This window comes from Nocardia cyriacigeorgica, assembly GCF_010858045.1.
Classification (GTDB): Bacteria; Actinomycetota; Actinomycetes; order Mycobacteriales; family Mycobacteriaceae; genus Nocardia; species Nocardia cyriacigeorgica_E.
On the sequence record NZ_JAAGVC010000006.1, the window covers coordinates 95324 to 115080 of the forward strand.

The 19757-nt window shown below is 67.2% G+C and carries 18 protein-coding genes; 13 read left to right on the forward strand and 5 right to left on the reverse strand.

Going from position 1 to position 19757, the window contains the following annotated elements; all coding sequences use genetic code 11:
• The first annotated feature begins 91 nt into the window (after positions 1 to 91).
• Entirely contained in the window at positions 92 to 952 is an 861-nt protein-coding gene (locus GV790_RS08235; protein ID WP_218586383.1) for an acyl-CoA thioesterase domain-containing protein, read from the forward strand.
• Positions 953 to 1086: 134 nt separating this feature from the next.
• Positions 1087 to 1305 carry a WhiB family transcriptional regulator gene (locus GV790_RS30720; RefSeq protein WP_218586387.1) on the forward strand — a complete coding sequence of 73 codons (219 nt, stop codon included), beginning with the start codon at positions 1087 to 1089 and terminating at the stop codon, positions 1303 to 1305.
• A gap of 221 nt (positions 1306 to 1526) precedes the next feature.
• Here GV790_RS30720 and GV790_RS08245 read toward each other — a convergent pair whose 3' ends face one another.
• Together GV790_RS08245 and GV790_RS08250 are read right to left on the reverse strand one after the other, a co-directional pair.
• Positions 1527 to 2426: an SDR family NAD(P)-dependent oxidoreductase gene (locus tag GV790_RS08245; RefSeq protein ID WP_163812199.1), complete on the reverse strand. Its 900-nt coding sequence runs from the start codon at positions 2424 to 2426 to the stop codon at positions 1527 to 1529.
• A gap of 252 nt (positions 2427 to 2678) precedes the next feature.
• Positions 2679 to 3950 carry a PucR family transcriptional regulator gene (locus GV790_RS08250; RefSeq protein ID WP_163812201.1) on the reverse strand — a complete coding sequence of 424 codons (1272 nt, stop codon included), beginning with the start codon at positions 3948 to 3950 and terminating at the stop codon, positions 2679 to 2681.
• A 165-nt stretch (positions 3951 to 4115) separates the two neighbouring features.
• Here GV790_RS08250 and GV790_RS08255 point away from each other — a divergent pair, with 165 nt between their 5' ends.
• The 3 genes from GV790_RS08255 to GV790_RS08265 are packed head-to-tail and all read left to right on the forward strand — an operon-like array spanning position 4116 to position 8887.
• A complete protein-coding gene (locus GV790_RS08255; RefSeq protein ID WP_163812203.1) occupies positions 4116 to 5573 on the forward strand; it encodes a class I adenylate-forming enzyme family protein in 1458 nt (485 codons plus the stop codon).
• A gap of 41 nt (positions 5574 to 5614) precedes the next feature.
• Positions 5615 to 7420 carry a DUF3556 domain-containing protein gene (locus tag GV790_RS08260; RefSeq protein WP_163812205.1) on the forward strand — a complete coding sequence of 602 codons (1806 nt, stop codon included), beginning with the start codon at positions 5615 to 5617 and terminating at the stop codon, positions 7418 to 7420.
• Between the two features lie 51 nt (positions 7421 to 7471).
• A complete protein-coding gene (locus GV790_RS08265) occupies positions 7472 to 8887 on the forward strand; it encodes a phytoene desaturase family protein (protein WP_163812208.1) in 1416 nt (471 codons plus the stop codon).
• A 53-nt stretch (positions 8888 to 8940) separates the two neighbouring features.
• On the opposite strand, the gene GV790_RS31860 is transcribed toward GV790_RS08265, so the two are convergent.
• Positions 8941 to 9207 carry a methyltransferase gene (locus GV790_RS31860; RefSeq protein WP_178127713.1) on the reverse strand — a complete coding sequence of 89 codons (267 nt, stop codon included), beginning with the start codon at positions 9205 to 9207 and terminating at the stop codon, positions 8941 to 8943.
• On the opposite strand from GV790_RS31860, the gene GV790_RS31865 reads away from it, so the two are divergent.
• Positions 9115 to 9354, forward strand: coding sequence for a hypothetical protein (locus tag GV790_RS31865; protein WP_178127695.1), 240 nt, complete (start codon positions 9115 to 9117; stop codon positions 9352 to 9354). The two genes, GV790_RS31860 and GV790_RS31865, sit on opposite strands and share 93 nt — an antisense overlap.
• 94 nt (positions 9355 to 9448) lie before the next feature.
• On the opposite strand, the gene GV790_RS08275 is transcribed toward GV790_RS31865, so the two are convergent.
• Positions 9449 to 11629, reverse strand: coding sequence for a malate synthase G (locus GV790_RS08275; RefSeq protein ID WP_163812210.1), 2181 nt, complete (start codon positions 11627 to 11629; stop codon positions 9449 to 9451).
• A gap of 272 nt (positions 11630 to 11901) precedes the next feature.
• Here GV790_RS08275 and GV790_RS08280 point away from each other — a divergent pair, with 272 nt between their 5' ends.
• The 6 genes from GV790_RS08280 to GV790_RS08305 all read left to right on the forward strand — a co-directional run bounded on the left by GV790_RS08280 (position 11902) and on the right by GV790_RS08305 (position 17961).
• Complete coding sequence (locus tag GV790_RS08280) at positions 11902 to 13194, forward strand: acyl-CoA dehydrogenase family protein (RefSeq protein WP_163812212.1); 1293 nt, start codon at positions 11902 to 11904, stop codon at positions 13192 to 13194.
• A gap of 108 nt (positions 13195 to 13302) precedes the next feature.
• Entirely contained in the window at positions 13303 to 14436 is a 1134-nt protein-coding gene (locus GV790_RS08285) for an acyl-CoA dehydrogenase family protein (RefSeq protein ID WP_163812214.1), read from the forward strand.
• A gap of 88 nt (positions 14437 to 14524) precedes the next feature.
• On the forward strand, positions 14525 to 15058 hold the full coding sequence (locus tag GV790_RS08290) for a DM13 domain-containing protein (RefSeq protein WP_163812216.1): 534 nt from the start codon (positions 14525 to 14527) through the stop codon (positions 15056 to 15058).
• Between the two features lie 322 nt (positions 15059 to 15380).
• Positions 15381 to 15929 (forward strand): HNH endonuclease, encoded by a 549-nt coding sequence (locus GV790_RS08295; protein ID WP_163812218.1) that lies wholly within the window; start codon positions 15381 to 15383, stop codon positions 15927 to 15929.
• A 28-nt stretch (positions 15930 to 15957) separates the two neighbouring features.
• A complete protein-coding gene (locus tag GV790_RS08300; RefSeq protein WP_163812220.1) occupies positions 15958 to 16206 on the forward strand; it encodes a WhiB family transcriptional regulator in 249 nt (82 codons plus the stop codon).
• 84 nt (positions 16207 to 16290) lie between these two features.
• Positions 16291 to 17961, forward strand: coding sequence for a VWA domain-containing protein (locus GV790_RS08305; RefSeq protein ID WP_195019254.1), 1671 nt, complete (start codon positions 16291 to 16293; stop codon positions 17959 to 17961).
• Between the two features lie 147 nt (positions 17962 to 18108).
• Here GV790_RS08305 and GV790_RS08310 read toward each other — a convergent pair whose 3' ends face one another.
• Entirely contained in the window at positions 18109 to 18966 is an 858-nt protein-coding gene (locus GV790_RS08310) for a Vgb family protein (RefSeq protein WP_163812222.1), read from the reverse strand.
• Positions 18967 to 19090: 124 nt separating this feature from the next.
• On the opposite strand from GV790_RS08310, the gene GV790_RS08315 reads away from it, so the two are divergent.
• Positions 19091 to 19678 (forward strand): TetR/AcrR family transcriptional regulator, encoded by a 588-nt coding sequence (locus GV790_RS08315; RefSeq protein WP_163812224.1) that lies wholly within the window; start codon positions 19091 to 19093, stop codon positions 19676 to 19678.
• Positions 19679 to 19757 lie beyond the last annotated feature (79 nt).

A 19757-nucleotide genomic window follows, 5' to 3' on the forward strand; every position in this document is an offset into this window, starting at 1 on the left:
CGAATGGAGTATTTAATATATGATGTATTCAATCTGCTACGCATGCATCGGGGCATAGCTACATCACGGCTCGACCGAGGGAGTATCGACGGTGTCTCGCGCATTCTTCGACCTGGCACCGGAATCGGGGCACGCGGCAGAACCACTGCTGCCGACACCGGTCGCCGCCAGCGGCTGGGGGCCGGACCATATGCGCGGAATGGCGGTCTGTGGCGCCATGGCGCGCGCGGCCGAACAGGCCATCCACGCCCTCGGCCGCCATGATCTTCGGCCTGCGCGTTGGAACGTCGACCTGTTCCGGGCCGCACGGATGCGACCATGCGCCACCTCGACCTCCATCGTGCAGACGAGCAGCAGGTTGTGCCTGGTCGATGTGACGCTGACACAAGCGGGCGAGGCGGTAGCCCGGGCGACGGCCTTGTTCCTCCGCCCCAGCGAGACGCCGACCGGCTCGGTGTGGAGCGGCGGTGCATGCCCGCAGCCACCCGAGCGCGATCGTGTGTCGAGCGGCGACCCGGAGCGGCTGTTCTACAGCGAGGAGGTCGGCTGGACGGTGTCAGCGGCCCCACACCACAACGGCCGGCGCAAACAGACCTGGCACTTTCCCGTACCCGTGGTTCGCGGTGAATACCTGTCTCCATTCCAACTGGCCGCGACGGTGGCCGATGTCATGAATGTGGTCGCCAACCTGGGTAGTTCGGGACTCGAATTCATCAATCCCGATGTCGCACTGACATTGGCTCGATTACCGCAAGGGACCGAACTGGGCCTGGCCGCGACCGATCGAGTCGAGCTGGACGGCATATCGGTTGGTACCGCCGTGGTTTTCGACCGAGCGGGCGTGCTCGGTGCGGCTACCGTCACCGGGCTCGCCGATCCGCGACGGGCGGTGGACCTGCGCGCGTTCGCCGAGCGTGGCGCGGGACACCTCTACCAGCAGGAGTCGCCGTGAACTCACCGACCATTACCCACAGCGATTTCCTTGGACCGCGTGGCAGGCCGCGTTCGCTTCGGGGGCGGCAAGTGCCACGTAAGAAGGGGCTCGCGCTGCCGGCGCCCCGCGCCGAGGCGTGGGAGTGGCAGCTGATGGCGGCCTGTCGAGCACACGACGTGAACATCTTCTACGCCGCAGAACACGAAACCGCCAGCATCCACCGGGCAAAGCGTATCTGCGACACCTGCCCGGTCCGCACGATCTGCCGCGACCACGCCATAGCGGCCAACGAACCTCATGGCATCTGGGGTGGACTCACTCCCGGCGAGCGAATCCGTTACCTATGGCGAGAGTCGAGCAGGAACGTGTAGCTCGGTGGACCCGATAGCTCCGGCCCCCCGGGCTCGCTGCGCACCATGTGCGAGATCATCCGGGAGAAAGAACTGAGGGGCCCGAGAAATCAATGACGATTCCCGGGCCCTGCGCCGAAACCGACTGAGCGAGCGACGATTACGGGCGCGTCGAGGTCACACCCGGGCCGCCGTACTCGGTGAACGGCGGCAAGCCGGGCCTGCGCGCGGAACCGCACAAATCAGTCGAACAAGTCGAGCAGTGAACCCTCATTGTCCGAGCCGATGATTCCGACGGGTTTGCTGCTCGTGTCATCGAGGATCGCGTCGAGGTTGGCTTGGATGTCCTCGGGAGTGACCTCGGCGTTCGTATAGCCGCTGTTCATCGAGAGCGCGAAACGCTGCATCAAACCACCCTGGCTGAGCAGTGTCTCGCCAGTGATGGAGCAGTCCTCGTGCGCGAGGTAGGCCACTGTCGGGGAGACCATCGCGGTGGTCATCGAGTCCTCGAGCTTCTTTTTGAGATCGTCGGGGATCTCCGCCTCCGCCGCCATACGCGTGTACGCGGTGGGGGCGATCGCGTTCACCCGAATCCCGACCTTCAGCGCTTCCATGGCGAGGGTGCGGGTGAACGAGAAGATGGCGCCCTTCGAGGCAACATAGGCACTCTGCTCTTCGAAACCGACCAGCGTCGGCGACGCGGTGTTGACCACTCGCCCCGCGCCTGACGCGATGAGATGGGGCCACGCGGCCGCAGTCACCGCCGCGGTGCCGAAGAAGTTGACCTCCATATGCCGGCGGATCCCCTCGATCGCTTCGGGACCGAAAGGCGTCAAATGATTGATGCCGGCATTGTTGACAACGATGTCGAGACGGCCGAACTCCTCGATCGCGGTCCGCACGATCGCCTCCGCGCCGGTCGATACGTTGTCGTAGTTCGCGACAGCCTTTCCGCCCGCCGCGACGATCTCGGCGACCACGGCATCGGCAGGAGAGGTGTCGGACCCTTCCCCGGAAGCAGACGATCCGAAGTCGTTGACTACCACCGATGCTCCCCGTGCAGCCAGCAGGAGCGCGTGCGAGCGGCCGAGCCCCCGGCCGCCGCCCGTGACGAGGGCGACCTTCCCGTCGAAACGCAACATGGTCTCTCTCTTTCCTCCATGACTCGCATGGACGACAGGTCGACGGGACGCCAAGGTACCCATCACAGCGACAATATATTTAATAGTATATGGCAAACACAGCGGCGGAGCGCAAGGAGAACGCGCAAATGCGGCCACTGATGCGCGGCAAGAACTGATCGAGATTCGGCATCCGGGATCGGTGCACCGCGGGCGCGAAGACGTCCCGCGAGTCGACCTACATCGTGGAGTCAGCCGTCTGCGGCAACAGATTCACCGCACCTCCGGTCGCAGCACCGACTCGCCGAACCAGTGGCAGACGAGCAGCGCCATCTCGACATCGAGCCGATCGCCGGAGATGGGTCCACCACGACGTTCGATCGCTCGGTTGACGCGGTATTTCACCGAATTGGCATGCAGGTTGAGGGCCTCCGCGGCGGCCTTGTGGCTGGAGCCGGTGAGCAGGAATACCCGCAGCGTCTCCCGTAGCCGTGCGTCGTTGTCGCTGTCGACGGCCAGCGGGCCGAGCACCTGCTGGACCCACTCGCGGGCCGCGGCGAGATCACGTCCGAGCAGGGCCGCGGCGGTCAGCCCCGGATCTCCCGCAGCGGTGACCCGGGCGGCGGCCGATCCGCCCGCCAGCGCGACCGTGCGGGCCTGGAGGGCCTGGCGATGCGAGCTCCGGAAGCCTTCGACGCCCGGCTGCGGTGTGCCGAGCGCGACCCACGGTGCGTCCTCGCGCGTCTCGGCGAAGCGGCGGACCTGCTCGGCGCAGTTGTGCGCGGTGGCCGCGGCGAGCGGTATCCACCCCCATCCGGTCAAACGGTCCGCGGCCACGAACAATCCGGCGCCGAGTGCTCCCATGGACTCGGCGAGCTCACGGACGAACCGCTCCAAGCGACCGAGCTCGTCACCACCGGTCGGCAACCACAGCACCAGTGCCAGATGCGTACGCCGCAGCGGATATCGGATCGCGTCGGTCACCGCGTCGACGTCGACGGCATGACCGTCGAGCACTTCCCGCACCCGGACCGCGCGGGTGCTGTTGCGGTTCTCCAGCCAGTGATCGCGTTCGTTCTGGTAGGTCTCGACCACCTGCTGGGAGATCCAATCGATATACCCGAACGTGATCGTCGTGATCTGCTCGAAGATGTCCAACCGAACCTGCGGGTCGAGGTCGAGGTTTCTGACCTCTTCGGAGACGATGCCGAGGAGTTTCTGCTGGCCGAGACGGTAGGCACGGACCAGCGCGTTCGGCGCGATGCCGTGCTGGGCGAGCCGGCGGGCGTACTCCAGTGCGGCAGTCGGTGGCTCCACGTTCTCGATCGGGATGGCGTGCTGGATCGCGGAGAAGATGGTGTCGACATTGCCCTCGACGCTGTCGCGCAGCAATTCGTGTAACTGCTGATCGCCCTGGAGATCGGCGATCTCGGCGAGCAGATGCTGTGCGATCGTGCGGCTCACCTCGCCGAGCCGGTCGGTGAGGCGTTCGACCACGACGGCCGCCTGCACGCCGACCGCCGCATCATCGTCTGCGCTGGACATGGCCACACAGTAGAACGCGCATCGCCGTCCAGAGTGCGCATTCCCGCGTCCTTGTCTCCGGGAGACAAACCGGCCCGCGAGCTTCATCGCCGCACGACGGTGTGATCCAGCTCTCAGATTCCTAGCTTTATGGCACAAGCCACGCCAGTACAGCCAGGAGTGACGATGAACCTGTCCACGCTGCCCGATCGCCGCGCCGCGCAGCATCCCAGCGCACCCGCTCTCGCCGACGACGACGTCGAACTCGACAACACCGGGTTCCTCGAGGCCGTGCGCCGGGCCGCCGGCGCCCTGCGCGCCCACGGGGTGGGTGCCGGTGACGTCGTCGCGGTGATGCTGCCCAACACGGTGGATCTGGTCGTCGCGCTGTTCGCGGCCTGGCGGCTCGGCGCGGCGGTGACACCGCTGAACCCCGCGCTCGTCCCGGACGAGGTGGGTTATCAGGTGGCCGATGCGGGTGCGGCGGTGCTGGTTGCCGCGGGCCCGCTCGGGTTCGACGTCGATGTCCCTGTGGTGCTGCCGGTGCGCGAGCTCAGCGGCGACGTCACCGCCGACCCGGTCGATGTGCCCGCCGACGCGCTCGCGCTGCTCATCTACACCAGCGGGACGACCGGGAGGCCGAAGGGCGTGATGCTCGACCACGCCAACCTGAACGCGATGTGCGCGATGATGATCGGCCAGTTCGCGCTGACCGCGGCCGATCGCAGCCTGCTCGTGCTTCCGCTGTTCCACGTCAACGGCATCGTGGTCAGCACTCTGTCACCCCTGCTGGTAGGCGCGTCCACCACCATCGCGGGCCGGTTCAGCGCCCAGACCTTCTTCGACCGGCTCGTGCGCAGCGGCGCCACCTATTTCTCCGCGGTACCGACGATCTACGCGATGCTCGCCGACCTGCCCGCGGACGTGCGCCCGGATACCTCCGCGGTCCGTTTCGCGATCTGCGGCGCCGCGCCGGCGAGTGTGGAATTGCTGGAGAGATTCGAATCCAGGTACGGCATTCCCATCGTGGAGGGCTACGGCCTGTCGGAGGGCACGTGCGCCAGCACGGTCAATCCATTGGAACGGCGCAAACCGGGAACCGTTGGTTTGCCGTTGCCCGGTCAGCGGGTGCGCATCGTCGACGCCGATGGCGCGGATGTCGGCCCGGGAGAAGCCGGCGAGGTGCTCATCAGCGGCCCGAACATCATGCGCGGCTACCTCGGTCGTCCAGCGGAGACCGCCCGAACGCTGGTCGACGGCTGGCTGCGCACCGGCGATATCGGCCGCTTCGACGAGGACGGCTACCTGGTGCTGGTCGATCGTGCCAAGGACATGATCATTCGCGGTGGGGAGAACATCTACCCCAAGGAAATCGAGGCCGTGGCCTACCAGCTGCCCGAGATCGCGACCGCGGCGGTCATCGGACGCGCCCATCCCGTCTACGGCGAGGAGCCCGTGCTGTACGTGGCGCTGAACGCCGGCGCGCACATCGACGAGCAGCGCATCCGAACCCACCTCAGCGCCTCGCTATCGAAATACAAAGTGCCCGTGGAGATCACGATTCTCGATGAACTTCCCGCCAATGCCGTGGGAAAGCTCGACAAGCCGAAACTGCGGCAGTTGGTTCTCGACGCCGACCGCTAGCGGCGACGCACCCCACCCGTCCATCTAGAAGGAGCCACATCATGGGTTTCACGAAACCGGATCTACCGGCGGTCGATCCAGACGAATTCTTGCGGAAACCGCTCATGGAGCGGATGCGCATCCTAGGTCTCGATTGGGCCGAAAACGGTTTCGGTTCACCGAAGATGGTGCACTGCGTCTACATCGCCAAGCTCATCGTGTTGTACGCGATCGGTGGCGTCACCATCGCGACGGCGACCTCGGGGCTGCCTGCCTTCTGGCATGTCGCCGAATGGTGGAACCAGCCGATCGTGTACCAGAAGCTCATCCTCTGGACGGTGCTGCTCGAGGCCATCGGCGTGGCCGGCTCCTGGGGGCCGCTCGCCGGCAAGGTGAAGCCGATGACCGGCGGCATCCTGTTCTGGGCCCGGCCGGGCACCATCCGCCTGCGGCCGTGGGCCTGGGTGCCCGGCACCAGAGGCGATCGCCGCACCTGGTTCGATGTGGTGCTCTACCTGGCGTTGCTGGTCAGCCTGTTCGTGGCCATTGTCCGGCCAGGGGTTATCAGCACCTCGCTGTCGGCCGCCCTGCCGGACAATACGTCCGGCCTGGTGAATCCGCTGCTGGTGGCCGCGCCGATCGCCTTGCTGATCCTCAACGGCCTGCGTGACAAGACGATCTTCCTCGCCGCTCGCGGCGAGCAGTATCTGCCGGCGCTGGTCTTTTTCGCGGTGCTGCCGTTCACCGACATGATCATCGCGCTGAAGCTGCTGATCGTGGTGGTGTGGCTGGGTGCAGGCTTCTCGAAGTTCGGCAAGCATTTCTCGAATGTGGTTCCGCCCATGGTGAGCAACAGCCCGTCGACGCCGTTCAAGGCCATCAAGCGGGCGCACTACCGGAGTTTCCCGAACGATATGCGTCCGTCGCGGCTGGCCGATGTCATGGCGCATGTCGGTGGCACCACTGTCGAGATCATCACTCCGCTGGTCCTGCTGTTTTCCACCAACCTGTATCTGACGATGGCGGCGGTGGCGATGATGGTGATCTTCCACCTGTTCATCGTCTCGACGTTCCCACTTGCGGTGCCACTGGAATGGAACGTGCTGTTCGCCTACGCGACCGTGTTCTTGTTCCTGGGCTTCCCTAATGGCGCGGGCTATGCTGCCTGGGATATGTCCTCGCCTTTGCTGCTCGCGGGTGTCGTGGCGGCGCTGCTCTTCTTCCCGATCCTGGGTAACCTGCGTCCGGACAAGGTGTCGTTCCTGCCGTCGATGCGGCAGTACGCAGGAAACTGGGCCTCGGCGATCTGGGCGTTCACACCTGGAGCCGAAGCGAAGCTGGACCGCGTGACCCGGTCGGCGAAGAACCAGATCGACCAGTTCATCGAATTCGGATACGAGCCCGAGTGGGCAGAGATCACGCTGCAGAAGACCATCGCTTGGCGCAGCATGCACAGCCAGGCGCGCGGATTGTTCTCGCTGCTGCTGTCGCGGCTGCCCGATATCGACACCCGGACCGTGCGCGAAGGCGAATTCCTCTGTAACTCCATCATCGGGTTCAATTTCGGTGACGGCCATCTGCACGGCAAGGACATGATTCGAGCCGTACAGGACGAAGCGCGGTTCGAGCCGGGTGAGTGCGTGGTCGCCTGGGTCGAGTCAGAGGCGTTCGGCAGCGGCATCCAGCGCTACCAGCTGATCGATGCGGCACTCGGGGTGATCGAGCGTGGCTCCTGGCGGGTCGCCGACGCCGTCGCCGAACAACCCTGGCTGCCCAACGGCCCGATCCCGTTGCAGGTCAGCTGGACTCGGGCCGGTGCGAGCGAGCCGCGACTCTCGCAGCAGGGCGACTACGGAGTAGTGGCCTAGTCCGGGCCCACGGCAGCGTTTCGTCGAACCTACATCCAGGAAAGGAACCGCATGAGTACCGCAGTAGTGGTCGGTGCCGGACCGAATGGACTCGCCGCAGCCGTCACCCTCGCCGGCGAAGGCGTGCAGGTGACCGTCCTCGAGGCCGACGAGGAAGTCGGTGGTGGCGTCCGTTCGAGCGAGGCCATCGTGCCGGGCCTGCTGCACGATCACTGCGCCGCCATCCATCCGATGGCCGTCGGTTCACCGTTACTGACCGGATTGGGTCTCGAGCGTTACGGTCTGCGCTGGCGCTGGCCCGAAATCGACTGCGTGCACCCGCTCGACGACGGCCGGGCGGGGGTGCTGCACCGCTCCATCGACGACACCGCTGCCGGTCTCGGCGGTGACGGCGCCCGGTGGCGGGCGGCGTTCGCCCGCCCCGCGGCCCGATTCGATGCCCTCGCCGAGGACATCATGGTGCCGCTGCTGCACCTGCCCCGGCATCCGCTGACCCTGGCCCGGTTCGGCGCGCCGACCGTGCTGCCCGCCTCGACGGTGGCGCGGTGGTTCCGCACACCGCCGGGGCGGGCGCTGTTCGGTGGTGTCGCCGCGCATACCTTCCGGCCCCTGCACTATCCGATGACCGCGGCGATCGGCATGGGCATTATCGCGGCGGGTCACCGGCACGGGTGGCCGGTGGCGCAGGGAGGTTCGCAGGTCATCACCGATGCGCTCGCCGACCTGCTGGGCGATCTCGGCGGCAAGATCGAGACCGGTGTTCGGGTCACGTCGGCGGCGCAACTTCCGTCCGCCGAGGTGACGTTGTTCGATCTCGAGCCCGGTGCGGTGGCCGAGATCCTCGGTGACCGGCTGCCTTCACGGGTGGCCGACGCTTACCGTCGCTTCCGGCGGGCACCCGGAGCATTCAAGGTGGATTTCGCAATCGACGGCGGTGTGCCGTGGACCAATCCGGCGGCACGTCGGGCCGGCACCGTGCATCTCGGCGGCGATTTCGCCGAGGTGGCCGCCACCGAGCGCGAAATCCACGCCGGGCGTATGCCGCAGCGCCCGTTCGTGCTGGTCGGCCAGCAGTATCTGGCCGATCCCGGACGCTCGGTCGGCGATATCCACCCGCTCTACGCCTACGCCCATGTCCCGCACGGCTACACCGGCGACGCGACCGCGGCCGTCATCGCCCAGATCGAACGTTTCGCGCCCGGCTTCCGCGAGCGAATCATCGGCACCGCGATTCGCCCCACCACCGAAATGCCGGTCTACAACGCCAATTACGTCGGTGGCGACATCATCACCGGCGCCAAGGACATCCGCCAACTGGTCTTCGGCCCCCGGATCGCGTTGAACCCGTACCGGGTGGGCGTCCCCGGGATGTACATCTGCTCGGCCGCGACGGCTCCCGGCCCGGGCGCGCACGGCATGTGCGGGTACAACGCAGCGCAAGACGCATTGGCCCGGCTCCGCAGGTAGCGGTGCGGCTGTCACCGGGACCGCGCACCCTTCGTCGGTCCGGACTTGGTTATTCAGCGGGCACGGTTGCTGTCGCGATGGGTGTAGCCCTTGGGGTCACGCCATACTTCGCCAGGGTGGTCGGTGAACCACCGTTCTGCCTCGGCGGTGACGGCGGTAACTCCGCTGATGGCGTTGGCGGCGGCCGCCATCGCGGGCGAGGTGTCCACGCCGACCAGGCGGCCCGTATGGCCAGCATCGTTCAGGCGCGCGAGGAACCGGGCGTCACCGCATCCGATGTCGGCGAGGTCCTCGGTGCCGGCGAGGCCGAGCGCTTCCAGGACGGCGGCGGTCGGGTCATGCGGCGGACTCGTGCTCGACCCGGTGCAGCCGAGGCGAGCACGTCGGTAGGCACACCAGTTGAACCGAGTGAGGTTGCGATCGGTTTTGTGACCGTTTCGACCGTGACGGGCCGGTATTCGCGCTGATCTCCAGTGATGACGAAGGCCCCGCACCGCGCGTCACCGGTACGGGGCCTTCGTCGAAAAGAGCTGCTGGGAGCTACTTTTCACGCACTGAGCATCACTTGTTCGCCAGTGCCTTCGCCTCGCGACGGCGGCGGTGCAGGATGGGCTCGGTATAGCCGTTGGGCTGCTTGGTGCCCTCCAGGATGAGCTCCTTGGCGGCCTGGAAGGCCACGCTGCCGGCGAAGTCGGGGGCCATCGGACGGTAGTTCGGGTCGCCGGCGTTCTGCCGGTCGACGACCGGGGCCATCCGCTCCAGGCTGGCCACCACGTCGTCGGCGGAGACGATGCCGTGACGCAGCCAGTTGGCCATCAGCTGGCTGGAGATGCGCAGGGTGGCGCGGTCCTCCATGAGCGCGACATCCTTGATGTCGGGCACCTTGGAGCAGCCGACGCCCTGGTCGATCCAGCGCACCACGTAGCCGAGGATGGACTGGGAGTTGTTGTCGAGCTCCTGCTGCTTCTCCTCGTCCGACCAGTTGATGTCGGCGGCCAGCGGGATCTCCAGGATCTGGTCGACGGTGGCGCGGGCGCCGCCCTTGGCCAGCTCGGCCTGCCGCTTGAACACATCAACCAGGTGGTAGTGGGTGGCGTGCAGGGTGGCGGCGGTGGGCGAGGGCACCCAGGCGGTGTTGGCGCCGGCCTTGGGGTGGCCGATCTTCTGCACCAGCATGTCGGCCATCAGGTCCGGCATGGCCCACATGCCCTTGCCGATCTGCGCCTTGCCCGGCAGGCCGGTGGCCAGGCCGGTGTCGACGTTCCAGTCCTCGTAGGAGGCGATCCACTGCTGGGCCTTCATATCGGCCTTGCGGACCATCGGCCCGGCCTCCATGGAGGTGTGGATCTCGTCGCCGGTGCGGTCGAGGAAGCCGGTGTTGATGAAGACCACGCGGTCCTTGGCGGCGGCGATACAGGCCTTGAGGTTGACCGTGGTGCGGCGCTCCTCGTCCATGATGCCGACCTTGAGGGTGTTGCGCGGCACGCCGATGACGTCCTCGATGCGGCCGAACAGCTCGTTGGTGAAGGCGACCTCGTCGGGGCCGTGCATTTTCGGCTTCACGATGTAGACCGAGCCGGTGCGGCTGTTCTTCAGCTCGGTGTCGCCGTTGAGCGAATGCTTGGCGATCAGCGAGGTGATCAGGCCGTCCATGATGCCTTCGGGCACCTCGTTGCCCTCGGCATCGAGGATGGCGTCGGAGGTCATCAGGTGGCCGACGTTGCGCACGAACAGCAGCGACCGGCCGTGCAGCACCAGCTCGGAGCCGTCGAGCGCGGTGTAGACGCGGTCGGGGTTCATGGTGCGGGTGAAGGTCTTGCCGCCCTTGCTGACCTCTTCGGCCAGCGTGCCCTTCATCAGGCCCAGCCAGTTGTGGTAGCAGAGCACCTTGTCCTCGGCGTCCACTGCGGCCACCGAGTCCTCGAAGTCCATGATCGTGGTGACCGCGGACTCCAGCACGACGTCCTTGATGCCGGCGCTGTCGGTGCTGCCGATCGGCGATTCGGGGTCGATCTGGATCTCGATGTGCAGGCCGTTGTGCTTCAGCAGGATCGAGCTCGGGGACTCCGGGTCGCCCTTGTAGCCGACCAGCTGGGAGGCGTCGGCCAGGCCGATCTCGGTGCCGTCTTCCAGGCCGACCTCGAGCTCACCGTCGACGATCTTGTACGAGGTGGAGCCGATGTGCGAGCCGGTGATCAGGGTGACCGAATCGTCGAGGAAGTTGCGCGCCCACTCGATGACCTTGTCGCCGCGGACCTTGTTGTAGCCCTTGCCCTTCTCCGCGCCGTTCTCCTCGGAGATGGCGTCGGTGCCGTAGAGGGCGTCGTAGAGCGAACCCCAGCGGGCGTTGGCGGCGTTGATCGCGAAGCGCGCGTTCATCACCGGCACCACCAGCTGCGGGCCGGCGGTGGTGGCGATCTCGTCGTCGACGTTCTGGGTGGCGATCTGGAAATCGGCCGGCTCGGGACGCAGGTAGCCGATCTCGGTGAGGAAGTTCTTGTAGGCGGCCTTGTCGTAGTTCGCGCCGGGGTTCTCGCCGTGCCAGGCGTCGAGCTTGCCCTGGATCTCGTCGCGCTCGGCCAGCAGGGCACGGTTACGCGGGGCGAGATCGTTGATCACCTGTTCCGCACCGGCCCAGAACGCGGCGGAATCCACGCCGGTACCCGGAAGCGCCTCGTTCTCTACGAACTCGTGGAGAACGCGTGCCACCTGTAGCCCGCCGACCTGAATCCGCTCTGTCATCTAAGCCTCACTTGTCGAGAAACGAGTAGGAAAAGTCGCAGCCATGTTACCCGTCGGTAGTGCTACGACCGTGCGTCGGGGTCAACACCGGCACCGGCCGGTATGTTCCGCCGCCACCCGACCCTACCGGGCGTTTTACCACTCGCCGACGAGGAGCCGGTGCTCCCGGCGACCCTTGCCGCGGTATGCGGCGGTGGATAGTGTGCTCTACGGAACACCCGCGATCCACGGCGATCCGCCGCGGCAGCGCAGATGCCGACGAAAGGCCGACCATGGCTTGGGATTTCGAGACCGATCCGGAGTACCAGGCGAAACTGGACTGGGCCGCGGAGTTCGTCCGCACCGAGGTTGAGCCACTGGACCTGATCTACCCGAACCCTTATGACCGCACCGACACCGAGGCGATGGCGTTGATGCGCCCGTTGAAGGAGAAGGTGAAGCAGGAGGGCCTGTGGGCCTGCCATCTCGGCCCTGAGCTGGGCGGTCCAGGGTTCGGCCAGATGAAGCTGGCACTGCTCAACGAGGTGCTCGGCACCTCGGTCTGGGCGCCGTCGGTGTTCGGATGCCAGGCCCCCGATTCCGGCAACGCGGAGATCCTCGCCCACTACGGCACCGAGGAGCAGAAGAGGCAGTACCTCGAACCGCTGCTGGCGGGCGAGATCGGCTCCTGTTACGTGATGACCGAACCCACCGGCGGTTCTGATCCCACGTTGTTCAAGACCCGCGCGGTACGCGACGGCGACCACTGGGTGATCAACGGCGAGAAGTGGTTCAACTCCAACGCCCAATTCGCCGCGTTCCACATCGTCATGGTGGTGACGAACCCGGATGTCAGCCCGTACCAGGGCATGTCGATGTTCATCGTGCCCGCGGACACACCCGGCCTCGAGATCGTCAAGAACTTCCACGTGCACGGGTTCAGCGAGCACGAGGGTCACCTGCGGTTCACCGATGTCCGCGTACCCGCCGATCATCTGCTCGGTGCCGAGGGACAGGGTTTCATCGTGGCACAGACCAGGCTCGGCGGCGGGCGGGTGCATCACGCGATGCGCACAGTCGCCTTGGTGCGCAAGGCCTTCGACATGATGTGCGAACGCGCGGTCTCGCGTCCGATGCGCCAGGGCCGCCCGCTGGGCAGCTTGCAGATGACCCAGGAACGGATCGCCGACAGCTGGATCGAGATGGAGCAGTTTCGGCTGCTGGTGCTGCGCACCGCTTGGCGCATCGATAAGGAGCAGGACTATCTGAAGGTGCGCAAGGACATCGCCGCGATCAAGGTGGCGATGCCGAGGGTGATGCACGATATCGCCCAGCGCGCGCTGCATCTGCACGGCGCGATCGGCGTCAGCCAGGATCTGCCGTTCGTCGACATGATGAACTACGCCGAGGTGATGGGCCTGGCCGACGGTCCGACCGAGGTGCACAAGATCACCCTCGCCAAAGAGGTGCTGAAGAACTACGCGCCCGGCGACCCGGTGTATCCATCGGGGTACCGGCCGGCGCTGCGTGAGCAGGCCCGCGAGCACATCGCCCAGCGGCTGGAACACATCGTCGGCAATCTCTGACCCGCCGGCGCCATCGCGCCTGGTCGGCAGGGGTTTCGCCCCGGGCGCGCGACCTGCCCGAACACCGGGCGATCGAACCAGGTGCGACGCACGCTCGTAGCTTCGTCCATGACTGTCACCACAGACCTCCTCGAAACCACCGACTGGATCGCCCGAGCCCGCGAGATCGGCGAAACACTGCGCCCCGGCGTCGCCGAACGCGACCGCAGCGGCCTGCTGGCCACCGAAGCGTTCGATCGACTACGCGCCGCCGGTCTCACCGCGGCGCTGGTCCCGGGCGAATTCGGTGGCGGCGGCGCAGGCCACCGCGAGATGGGCGCGATCCTGCGCGAGCTCGGCCGCCACGATCCCTCGACCGCCGTCGCGTTCGCGATGCATTCGCATCTGGTGGCCGCGCAGGTGTGGCGGCACAAGCACGGGATGGACGCGAGCGCGGTGTTCGGCAAGGTGGTGTCGGGTGCGATCCTGGTGAGCACCGGGGCCTCGGACTGGGTGGGTTCCAATGGCGGCGCCGAGCGCGTCGACGGTGGTTACCTGGTCAGCGCACGGAAGGCGCCCGCCAGCGGCTGCGAGGTCGGCACGATCGCGGTGACCAGTATCCGCTGGGACAGCGCGCCCGACGGGCCGCAGGTGCTGCACTGCGCGATCCCGATGAACGCGCCCGGTGTGCGGATCGAGCACACCTGGGACACCCTCGGGCTACGGGCCAGCGGCTCGCACACCCTCGTCTTCGACGAGGTGTTCGTCCCGGACGCCGCCGTGGCGATGATCCGGCCCGCCGACACCTGGCCGCCGATCCTCGACACCGTGATCGGCGCCGCGATGCCGCTGGTCATGTCGGCCTATCTCGGCATCGCCGACGCCGCCGTCGAGCTGACGGTCGCGCAGGTGTCCGGCCGGGCCGACCCGCACACGCTGCAAGTGGCCGGGGAGATGATGAACGCCCACACCACCGCCGAGGACCTCATCGAGGCGATGTTCACCGCATCGCAGAACCTGGGATTCGCCGCCACCGATCAGTACGCGGCCCGGATCCTCAGCCGTAAGACGGTGGCCGCGACCGCCTTGATCGACACGGTGCGCCTGGCCATCGAGACCGTCGGCGGGGTCGGCTACTCGCGCACCTGCGAGCTGGAGATGTACTACCGCGACATCCACGGCTGCCTGTTCCATCCGCTGCCCCGCGCCAAGCAGACCCGGTTCACCGGGCGCGTGCTGCTCGGGCACGGCCCGATGGGATGACACCCGATTCGGGCGGGTCCCCCCGCCCCGGTGGAGTTGAATGGTGGCAGAGCCCGTCCTCGCAGCGGAGCGGACAGACACCGAGGAGATGGCCGTGAAACGACTCGCCCGTTCGCCACTGACCTGGATGCTGACGCTGATCGTGGTCACCGGCATCGGCATCGGGCTCGCGTATTTCCAGCCCTGGCGGTTGTTCACCGACACCACGGTCGACGAAGCGGCTCCGACCGTCAGCGTGCCGGTCACCCCTGGTGCGCCGCCCGCCGAGCCCCGGGTGCTCGCCCGCGGCGCACTCATCTCCCATGAGCACGACACCTCAGGGACCGTGGTCGTGCTCGGCCTGCCCGATGGCAGCCGGGTACTGCGGCTGGAGAATCTGGACACCTCCGACGGCCCCGACCTGCACGTGTGGCTGTCGGACGCGCCGGTGCTGTCCGGTCGAGACGGGTGGGGCGTCTTCGACGACGGCGCCTACCGCGACCTGGGCAAGTTGCGCGGCAACAAGGGCAATCAGAACTACCCCATCCCGGCCGAGGTCGATCTGACCCAGCTGACCAGCGTGTCCATCTGGTGCGACCGGTTCAACGTCTCCTTTGGCGCGGCACTGCTGCAACAGGCGTGAGGTACGGCCGCCGCGCGTGACCGGCCGGCCGAAAAATGGCCCGACAACACCACATCCGGTGTGCCACCATGATCTCCACGCCGATCGACCGCATCCGGCGGTGATCGACGAGAACTCAGGAGAGGAGGTGGCTTTGTACTCGACGCAGAAACCCGTGCGACTGTGCGCTCCGGTCGTACTCGCCCAGCCGCGGCTCATGCCCGGCATCGCGAGCTCGGAACTCGAGTCCGGCCGCCTCCAGGACGGCCGCTGACCCCGAGCCCCTGCTCCCCTCTTCGCTGTTCGACCTTCCTTCTCGCTCTGCCGAAACATGGTGATTCCCATGCCGATACGCCATGCCACCACCGTGGTGGCCCCGTCTGCCGACAACTGGATACACACCCCGGTGCTGGTGCTCAACGCCAGCTACGAGGCGATCGACGAGATCACCGCCGACCGCGCGGTGGTGCTGTTGCTCAGCGGTGCCGCCGAGTCGATCGCCGAGCGGGAGCCGCGTTTCCCGATTCGCTCCAAGCATGTGGAAATCGTTCTGCCCGAGACGATTCGGCTGTTGCGCTACGTCTACCTCGACCATGTGACCCAGATGCGCGACGAGAGCCGGGCCACCCTGGCCGGTGTCCTGCGCCGCGACAAGCACCGCTGCGGGTACTGCGCGGGGTGGGCGCGCACCGTCGACCACATCCGTCCGCGCAGCCGGGGTGGGCCCAACACCTGGGCCAACCTCATCGCCTGCTGCGCACCGTGCAACACCAGCAAGGCCGACCGCACCCCGGAGGAGGCGGGAATGCGGCTGCTGTGGGAGCCGAAGGCACCCGATCCGCTGGCCAAGCGGCAGCGCCACATCTGGAAGCAGCTCGCCGCCACCACCTGACGAGATCCGCAGAAAGGAGAGGATCGCCATGACCGTCACCACCTTGACCGACCTGCTCCCGCTGTCGGACAGCCGGGAGTGGCACCGCGCCGCCTGCCGTGGTGACCCCAACCATGAGGCGTGGTTCCCGTATCCGTCGCAGGATTTCGCCTACGCCCGCGAGGTCTGCGGGGGCTGCCCGATCCGCCTGGCCTGCGGCGATTTCGCCGAGCGCACCGGACAGTCCGGTGTGTGGGGTGGGCACGAATTCGATCGCGGGCGGGTGATCCGCGAATGATCCGGAGCTGTGGCCCGTCGTCGTCCACCGGCGGCGGGCCACAGCCCGGGTGTGGCGGCCCACACACGCATACACTCGTGCCCCGTGGGTACACATCGCAGCCATTCCAGGTCACGGGGCATCAGCAAAGGTCCGGTTATCGCCGTGGTGGCTGTGCTGTTACTCGTCGGCGCGGTGTTCGGCTGGTTCCAGTTACGCGACCGCTCGAGCAGCGACAGCAGTGCGGCGGCCGCGGAATGCGTGGAGGGCGATACCGTCCTCAATGTGACCGTGGACCCGTCGCTCGAGGCGCCGGTACGCGCGATCGCCGATCGGTACAACGCCACCGAGCCGATCGTCGGCGATCACTGCGTAACGGTGGCGGTGCAGGGCAGGCCGGCCTCGGCGGTTGTCGCGACGTTCACCGCAAACGCCCCGTGGGATCCCGCGCTCGGCCCGCAGCCCGCGCTGTGGATCCCCGAGTCGATGCGCCAGATCGAATCCGTACGGGTGCCCGGGCTCATCCAGGGCACGCCCGCGTCTGTAGCCGTCAGTCCGATCGCCTTGGCGGTCCCCGGTGAACTCGGCGCGGCCTTGCAGCGTGCGGGCATCACCTGGGCGGATCTGCCTCGCCTGCAACGCAGTTCACTCGACGAGCTGCAATTGCCGTGGGGTGGGCTCGCAATGGCGATGCCGCCTGGTGATGCCACGCTGGCCGCCGCGACGGCCGTCGCCTCCGGGGTGTCGGGGGCGGAGCCGCTCACCGAGGAGGCCGCACGGTCGGGTCAGGTGGTCGCGGCCGTGTCCGCTCTGGCCACCAGCGCACCGGAGGTTGCCGACACCCGCACCGCGCTCGGCGCGCTCACCTCCGCTCCACCGGCGGCCGCCGCCCTGCACGCGGTCGCCGCTACCGAGCAGCAAATCAACGCGCACGGCGGGCTCACCGCCTTCGTTCCCGCCGGCGCTGCGCCGGTCGCCGACTATCCGGCGGCGTTGATGACCGGTCATTGGGTCGACACCACCCAGAACATGGCCGCGGGCGTCTTCGCCGACTATCTGCGCGCTCCGCAGCAGGCGGCCGTGTTCGCCGCCGCGGGGTTCGGCCCCGCGCCCGCCGCCACCGCTGCGGTACCCACACGTGCCGCGCTGGACAAGATCGGTGCCACACTCGCCGATCCGGTGCTCGGCGTCTCGGCGACCGTGCTGCTCGACGTGTCCGCGTCGATGGCGGGCACCGATGGATCCTCCACTCGGCTCACCAATACCCTCGGCGCATTGCGCTCCACCATGAACGTCATGCCGCCCGACTTCGGCCTCGGTGTCTGGACTTTCGGCAAGAACCTGGACGGGAACACGCCTTATCGAGTGCAGGCGGCGACCGCACCGCTGGCCGCCGAACACCGCACCGAGGTCACCCGATCGCTGAACGCCATCCGGCCCTCCGATCTTCGGGCCGATCAGTGCTATCCCGCGCTGCTGGCCGCGTACCGTGCCGCCGTCTCCGGATACACCACCGGCCGCACCAATTCGGTGCTGCTGATCACCGATGGCCCGGAAGACGATTCGGCACTCACCGGCGCGCAGCTACTCGCCGATCTCACAGCCGCAGGCGATCCGGCCACCCCGGTGCGGGTGGATGTGATCGTCATCGGCGGCGAGGGCACCGACACCCTGCGTACGGTCACCGAGCGCACCGGCGGAACTTACACCCGCGTCCCGACGTCCAATGACATCAGCTTCGGCACGGCGATGGTGCAGGCTCTCACGACGACGTAGCGGTTCACCCTCCGGTGCCCGCCTCGGCCCGACCGATCCCGATCTACACCAGAACACCGCCCGCTGCGAACATACGGCCGTCACTGCCGCGCAGGTCGGTTCGCAGCGGCGGCATGCCCGGACCTTGCCAACGTCCGGGTTCGCTCGTCATTTCGAAAGGCCGATCGGCAGCCGCGCCAAACCGCCCGATTCCATTGCCACCGTGATGATTCCGTCCGGTCCGGAGACCAGCCCATGCGGTTCGGCGCCAGGCAGGTCCACGCTGCTGATCTTGCCGTCCGTGGTGATCCGGCCCAGCCGGCCCGAGCCCCATTCGGTGAACCACAGCGCCTGATCGGGGCCGGTGGTGATGGCGTGTGGACGCGCGGCGCGATCGGCCAGGGCGAACTCCTCGATGGCGCCGTCGGTGCTGATGCGGCCGATCTGACCCGCGCCGATTTCCACGAACCACAGCGCGTGGTCGGGGCCTACCGTGATGCCGACCGGGTTCGCCGCCTCGGTGGGCAGCGGGTAGACGGTGATCTCGCCCGCGGTGGTGCAGCGGCCGATCGCGTTGGCCTGATTGAGGGTGAACCACAGTGCCCCATCAGGCCCCGCGACGATCATCGACGGCATGCCCTGCACCGGAAAGCGGGCGATCTCGCCGTCGGCGCCGAGTCTGGCGATATGTCCGGATTGCAGTTCGGTGAACCACAGCGCCGTGTCCGGGCCGACGCACAGACCGTACGGCGCGTCGGCGTCGATGCTGGTCCGTTCGCCGTCGGCGGTGATCCGCCCGATCCGATCGCCGCGGAATTCGGTGAACCACATCGCCGCGTCCGGGCCTTCGATGATGATGGTCGGCTGCCCGTCGGCGGGATCGAGGCCGAAGGTGTCGACCACGCCGTCGCGGTAGCGGCCGATGGCACCGGTTGTCGCCATGGAGAACCAGATCGTGCCGTCGGAGGCGATCGTGACCCCGTAGGGCGCGCCGGGTACGACGATCGTCTGGAAAGTGTCGGTCAAACTTGCGGGTTCCCTTCTCGATCGTCCTCGTCACGCCTGTCCGTAGCCGCCATGCCGATTCCAATCGCAACTTGTGTAGCCTTAAGCTAGTGGAATGGAGACACTAACGCAATAGGAGTTGTCTTTGGAGGTCAAGAAGCGGCCGGGCGGGCGCAGTGCACGTGTCCGCGATGCCGTGCGCGCGGCGACCATCGCCGAACTGGCCGAGCACGGCTATCCAGGCCTGACCATGGAGAACGTCGCCAAACGGTCCGGCGTGCACAAAACCACCGTCTACCGGCGTTGGACCAACCCGGAAGGGCTCATCGCCGATGCGCTCGACCTCGCCGCCACCGAACCGTGGCCGATCCCGGACACCGGCAGCATCGAGGGCGATCTGTGCGCCATCGTCGAACTGGTACGCACCGGCTTCGCCGACCCGCAGGCGGGCCCGATCTCCACCGCGTTCATTACCGCCGCCATGCAGAACCCTTCGGCGGCAACAGCGCTCAACGCCTTCTTCACCGCACGTCATCAACAGTCCGCGCGGGTGATCGAGCGGGCTGTCGGCCGCGGCGAACTGCCTGCAAACGTCGATGCGCACGCGGTGATCCGGTTCGCTGTCGCCCCGATCTACTACCGGCTCTTCGTCTCACACGAACCGGTCGCCGCCGCCGATACCGAAGCCGCCGCGCGTGCCGCCATCGCTGCCGCCCGCGCCGGCGCGCTCTGAGACCACCGGGCCGTACGTTCTCCGGTCGGGGGCGCTTCCCGGCTCTGCGTCGCAACCCTGATCTCGACAATGTGGTTGC

Coding starts and splice junctions, on each gene's coding strand:
- GV790_RS30720 (WP_218586387.1), top strand. CDS start 1,087: ATGGCGGCCTGTCGAGCACACGACGTGAACATCTTCTACGCCGCAGAA.
- GV790_RS08245 (WP_163812199.1), bottom strand. CDS start 2,426: ATGTTGCGTTTCGACGGGAAGGTCGCCCTCGTCACGGGCGGCGGCCGG.
- GV790_RS08250 (WP_163812201.1), bottom strand. CDS start 3,950: ATGTCCAGCGCAGACGATGATGCGGCGGTCGGCGTGCAGGCGGCCGTC.
- GV790_RS08255 (WP_163812203.1), top strand. CDS start 4,116: ATGAACCTGTCCACGCTGCCCGATCGCCGCGCCGCGCAGCATCCCAGC.
- GV790_RS08260 (WP_163812205.1), top strand. CDS start 5,615: ATGGGTTTCACGAAACCGGATCTACCGGCGGTCGATCCAGACGAATTC.
- GV790_RS08265 (WP_163812208.1), top strand. CDS start 7,472: ATGAGTACCGCAGTAGTGGTCGGTGCCGGACCGAATGGACTCGCCGCA.
- GV790_RS31865 (WP_178127695.1), top strand. CDS start 9,115: ATGGCCAGCATCGTTCAGGCGCGCGAGGAACCGGGCGTCACCGCATCC.
- GV790_RS08275 (WP_163812210.1), bottom strand. CDS start 11,629: ATGACAGAGCGGATTCAGGTCGGCGGGCTACAGGTGGCACGCGTTCTC.
- GV790_RS08280 (WP_163812212.1), top strand. CDS start 11,902: ATGGCTTGGGATTTCGAGACCGATCCGGAGTACCAGGCGAAACTGGAC.
- GV790_RS08285 (WP_163812214.1), top strand. CDS start 13,303: ATGACTGTCACCACAGACCTCCTCGAAACCACCGACTGGATCGCCCGA.
- GV790_RS08290 (WP_163812216.1), top strand. CDS start 14,525: ATGGCCGTGAAACGACTCGCCCGTTCGCCACTGACCTGGATGCTGACG.
- GV790_RS08295 (WP_163812218.1), top strand. CDS start 15,381: ATGCCGATACGCCATGCCACCACCGTGGTGGCCCCGTCTGCCGACAAC.
- GV790_RS08300 (WP_163812220.1), top strand. CDS start 15,958: ATGACCGTCACCACCTTGACCGACCTGCTCCCGCTGTCGGACAGCCGG.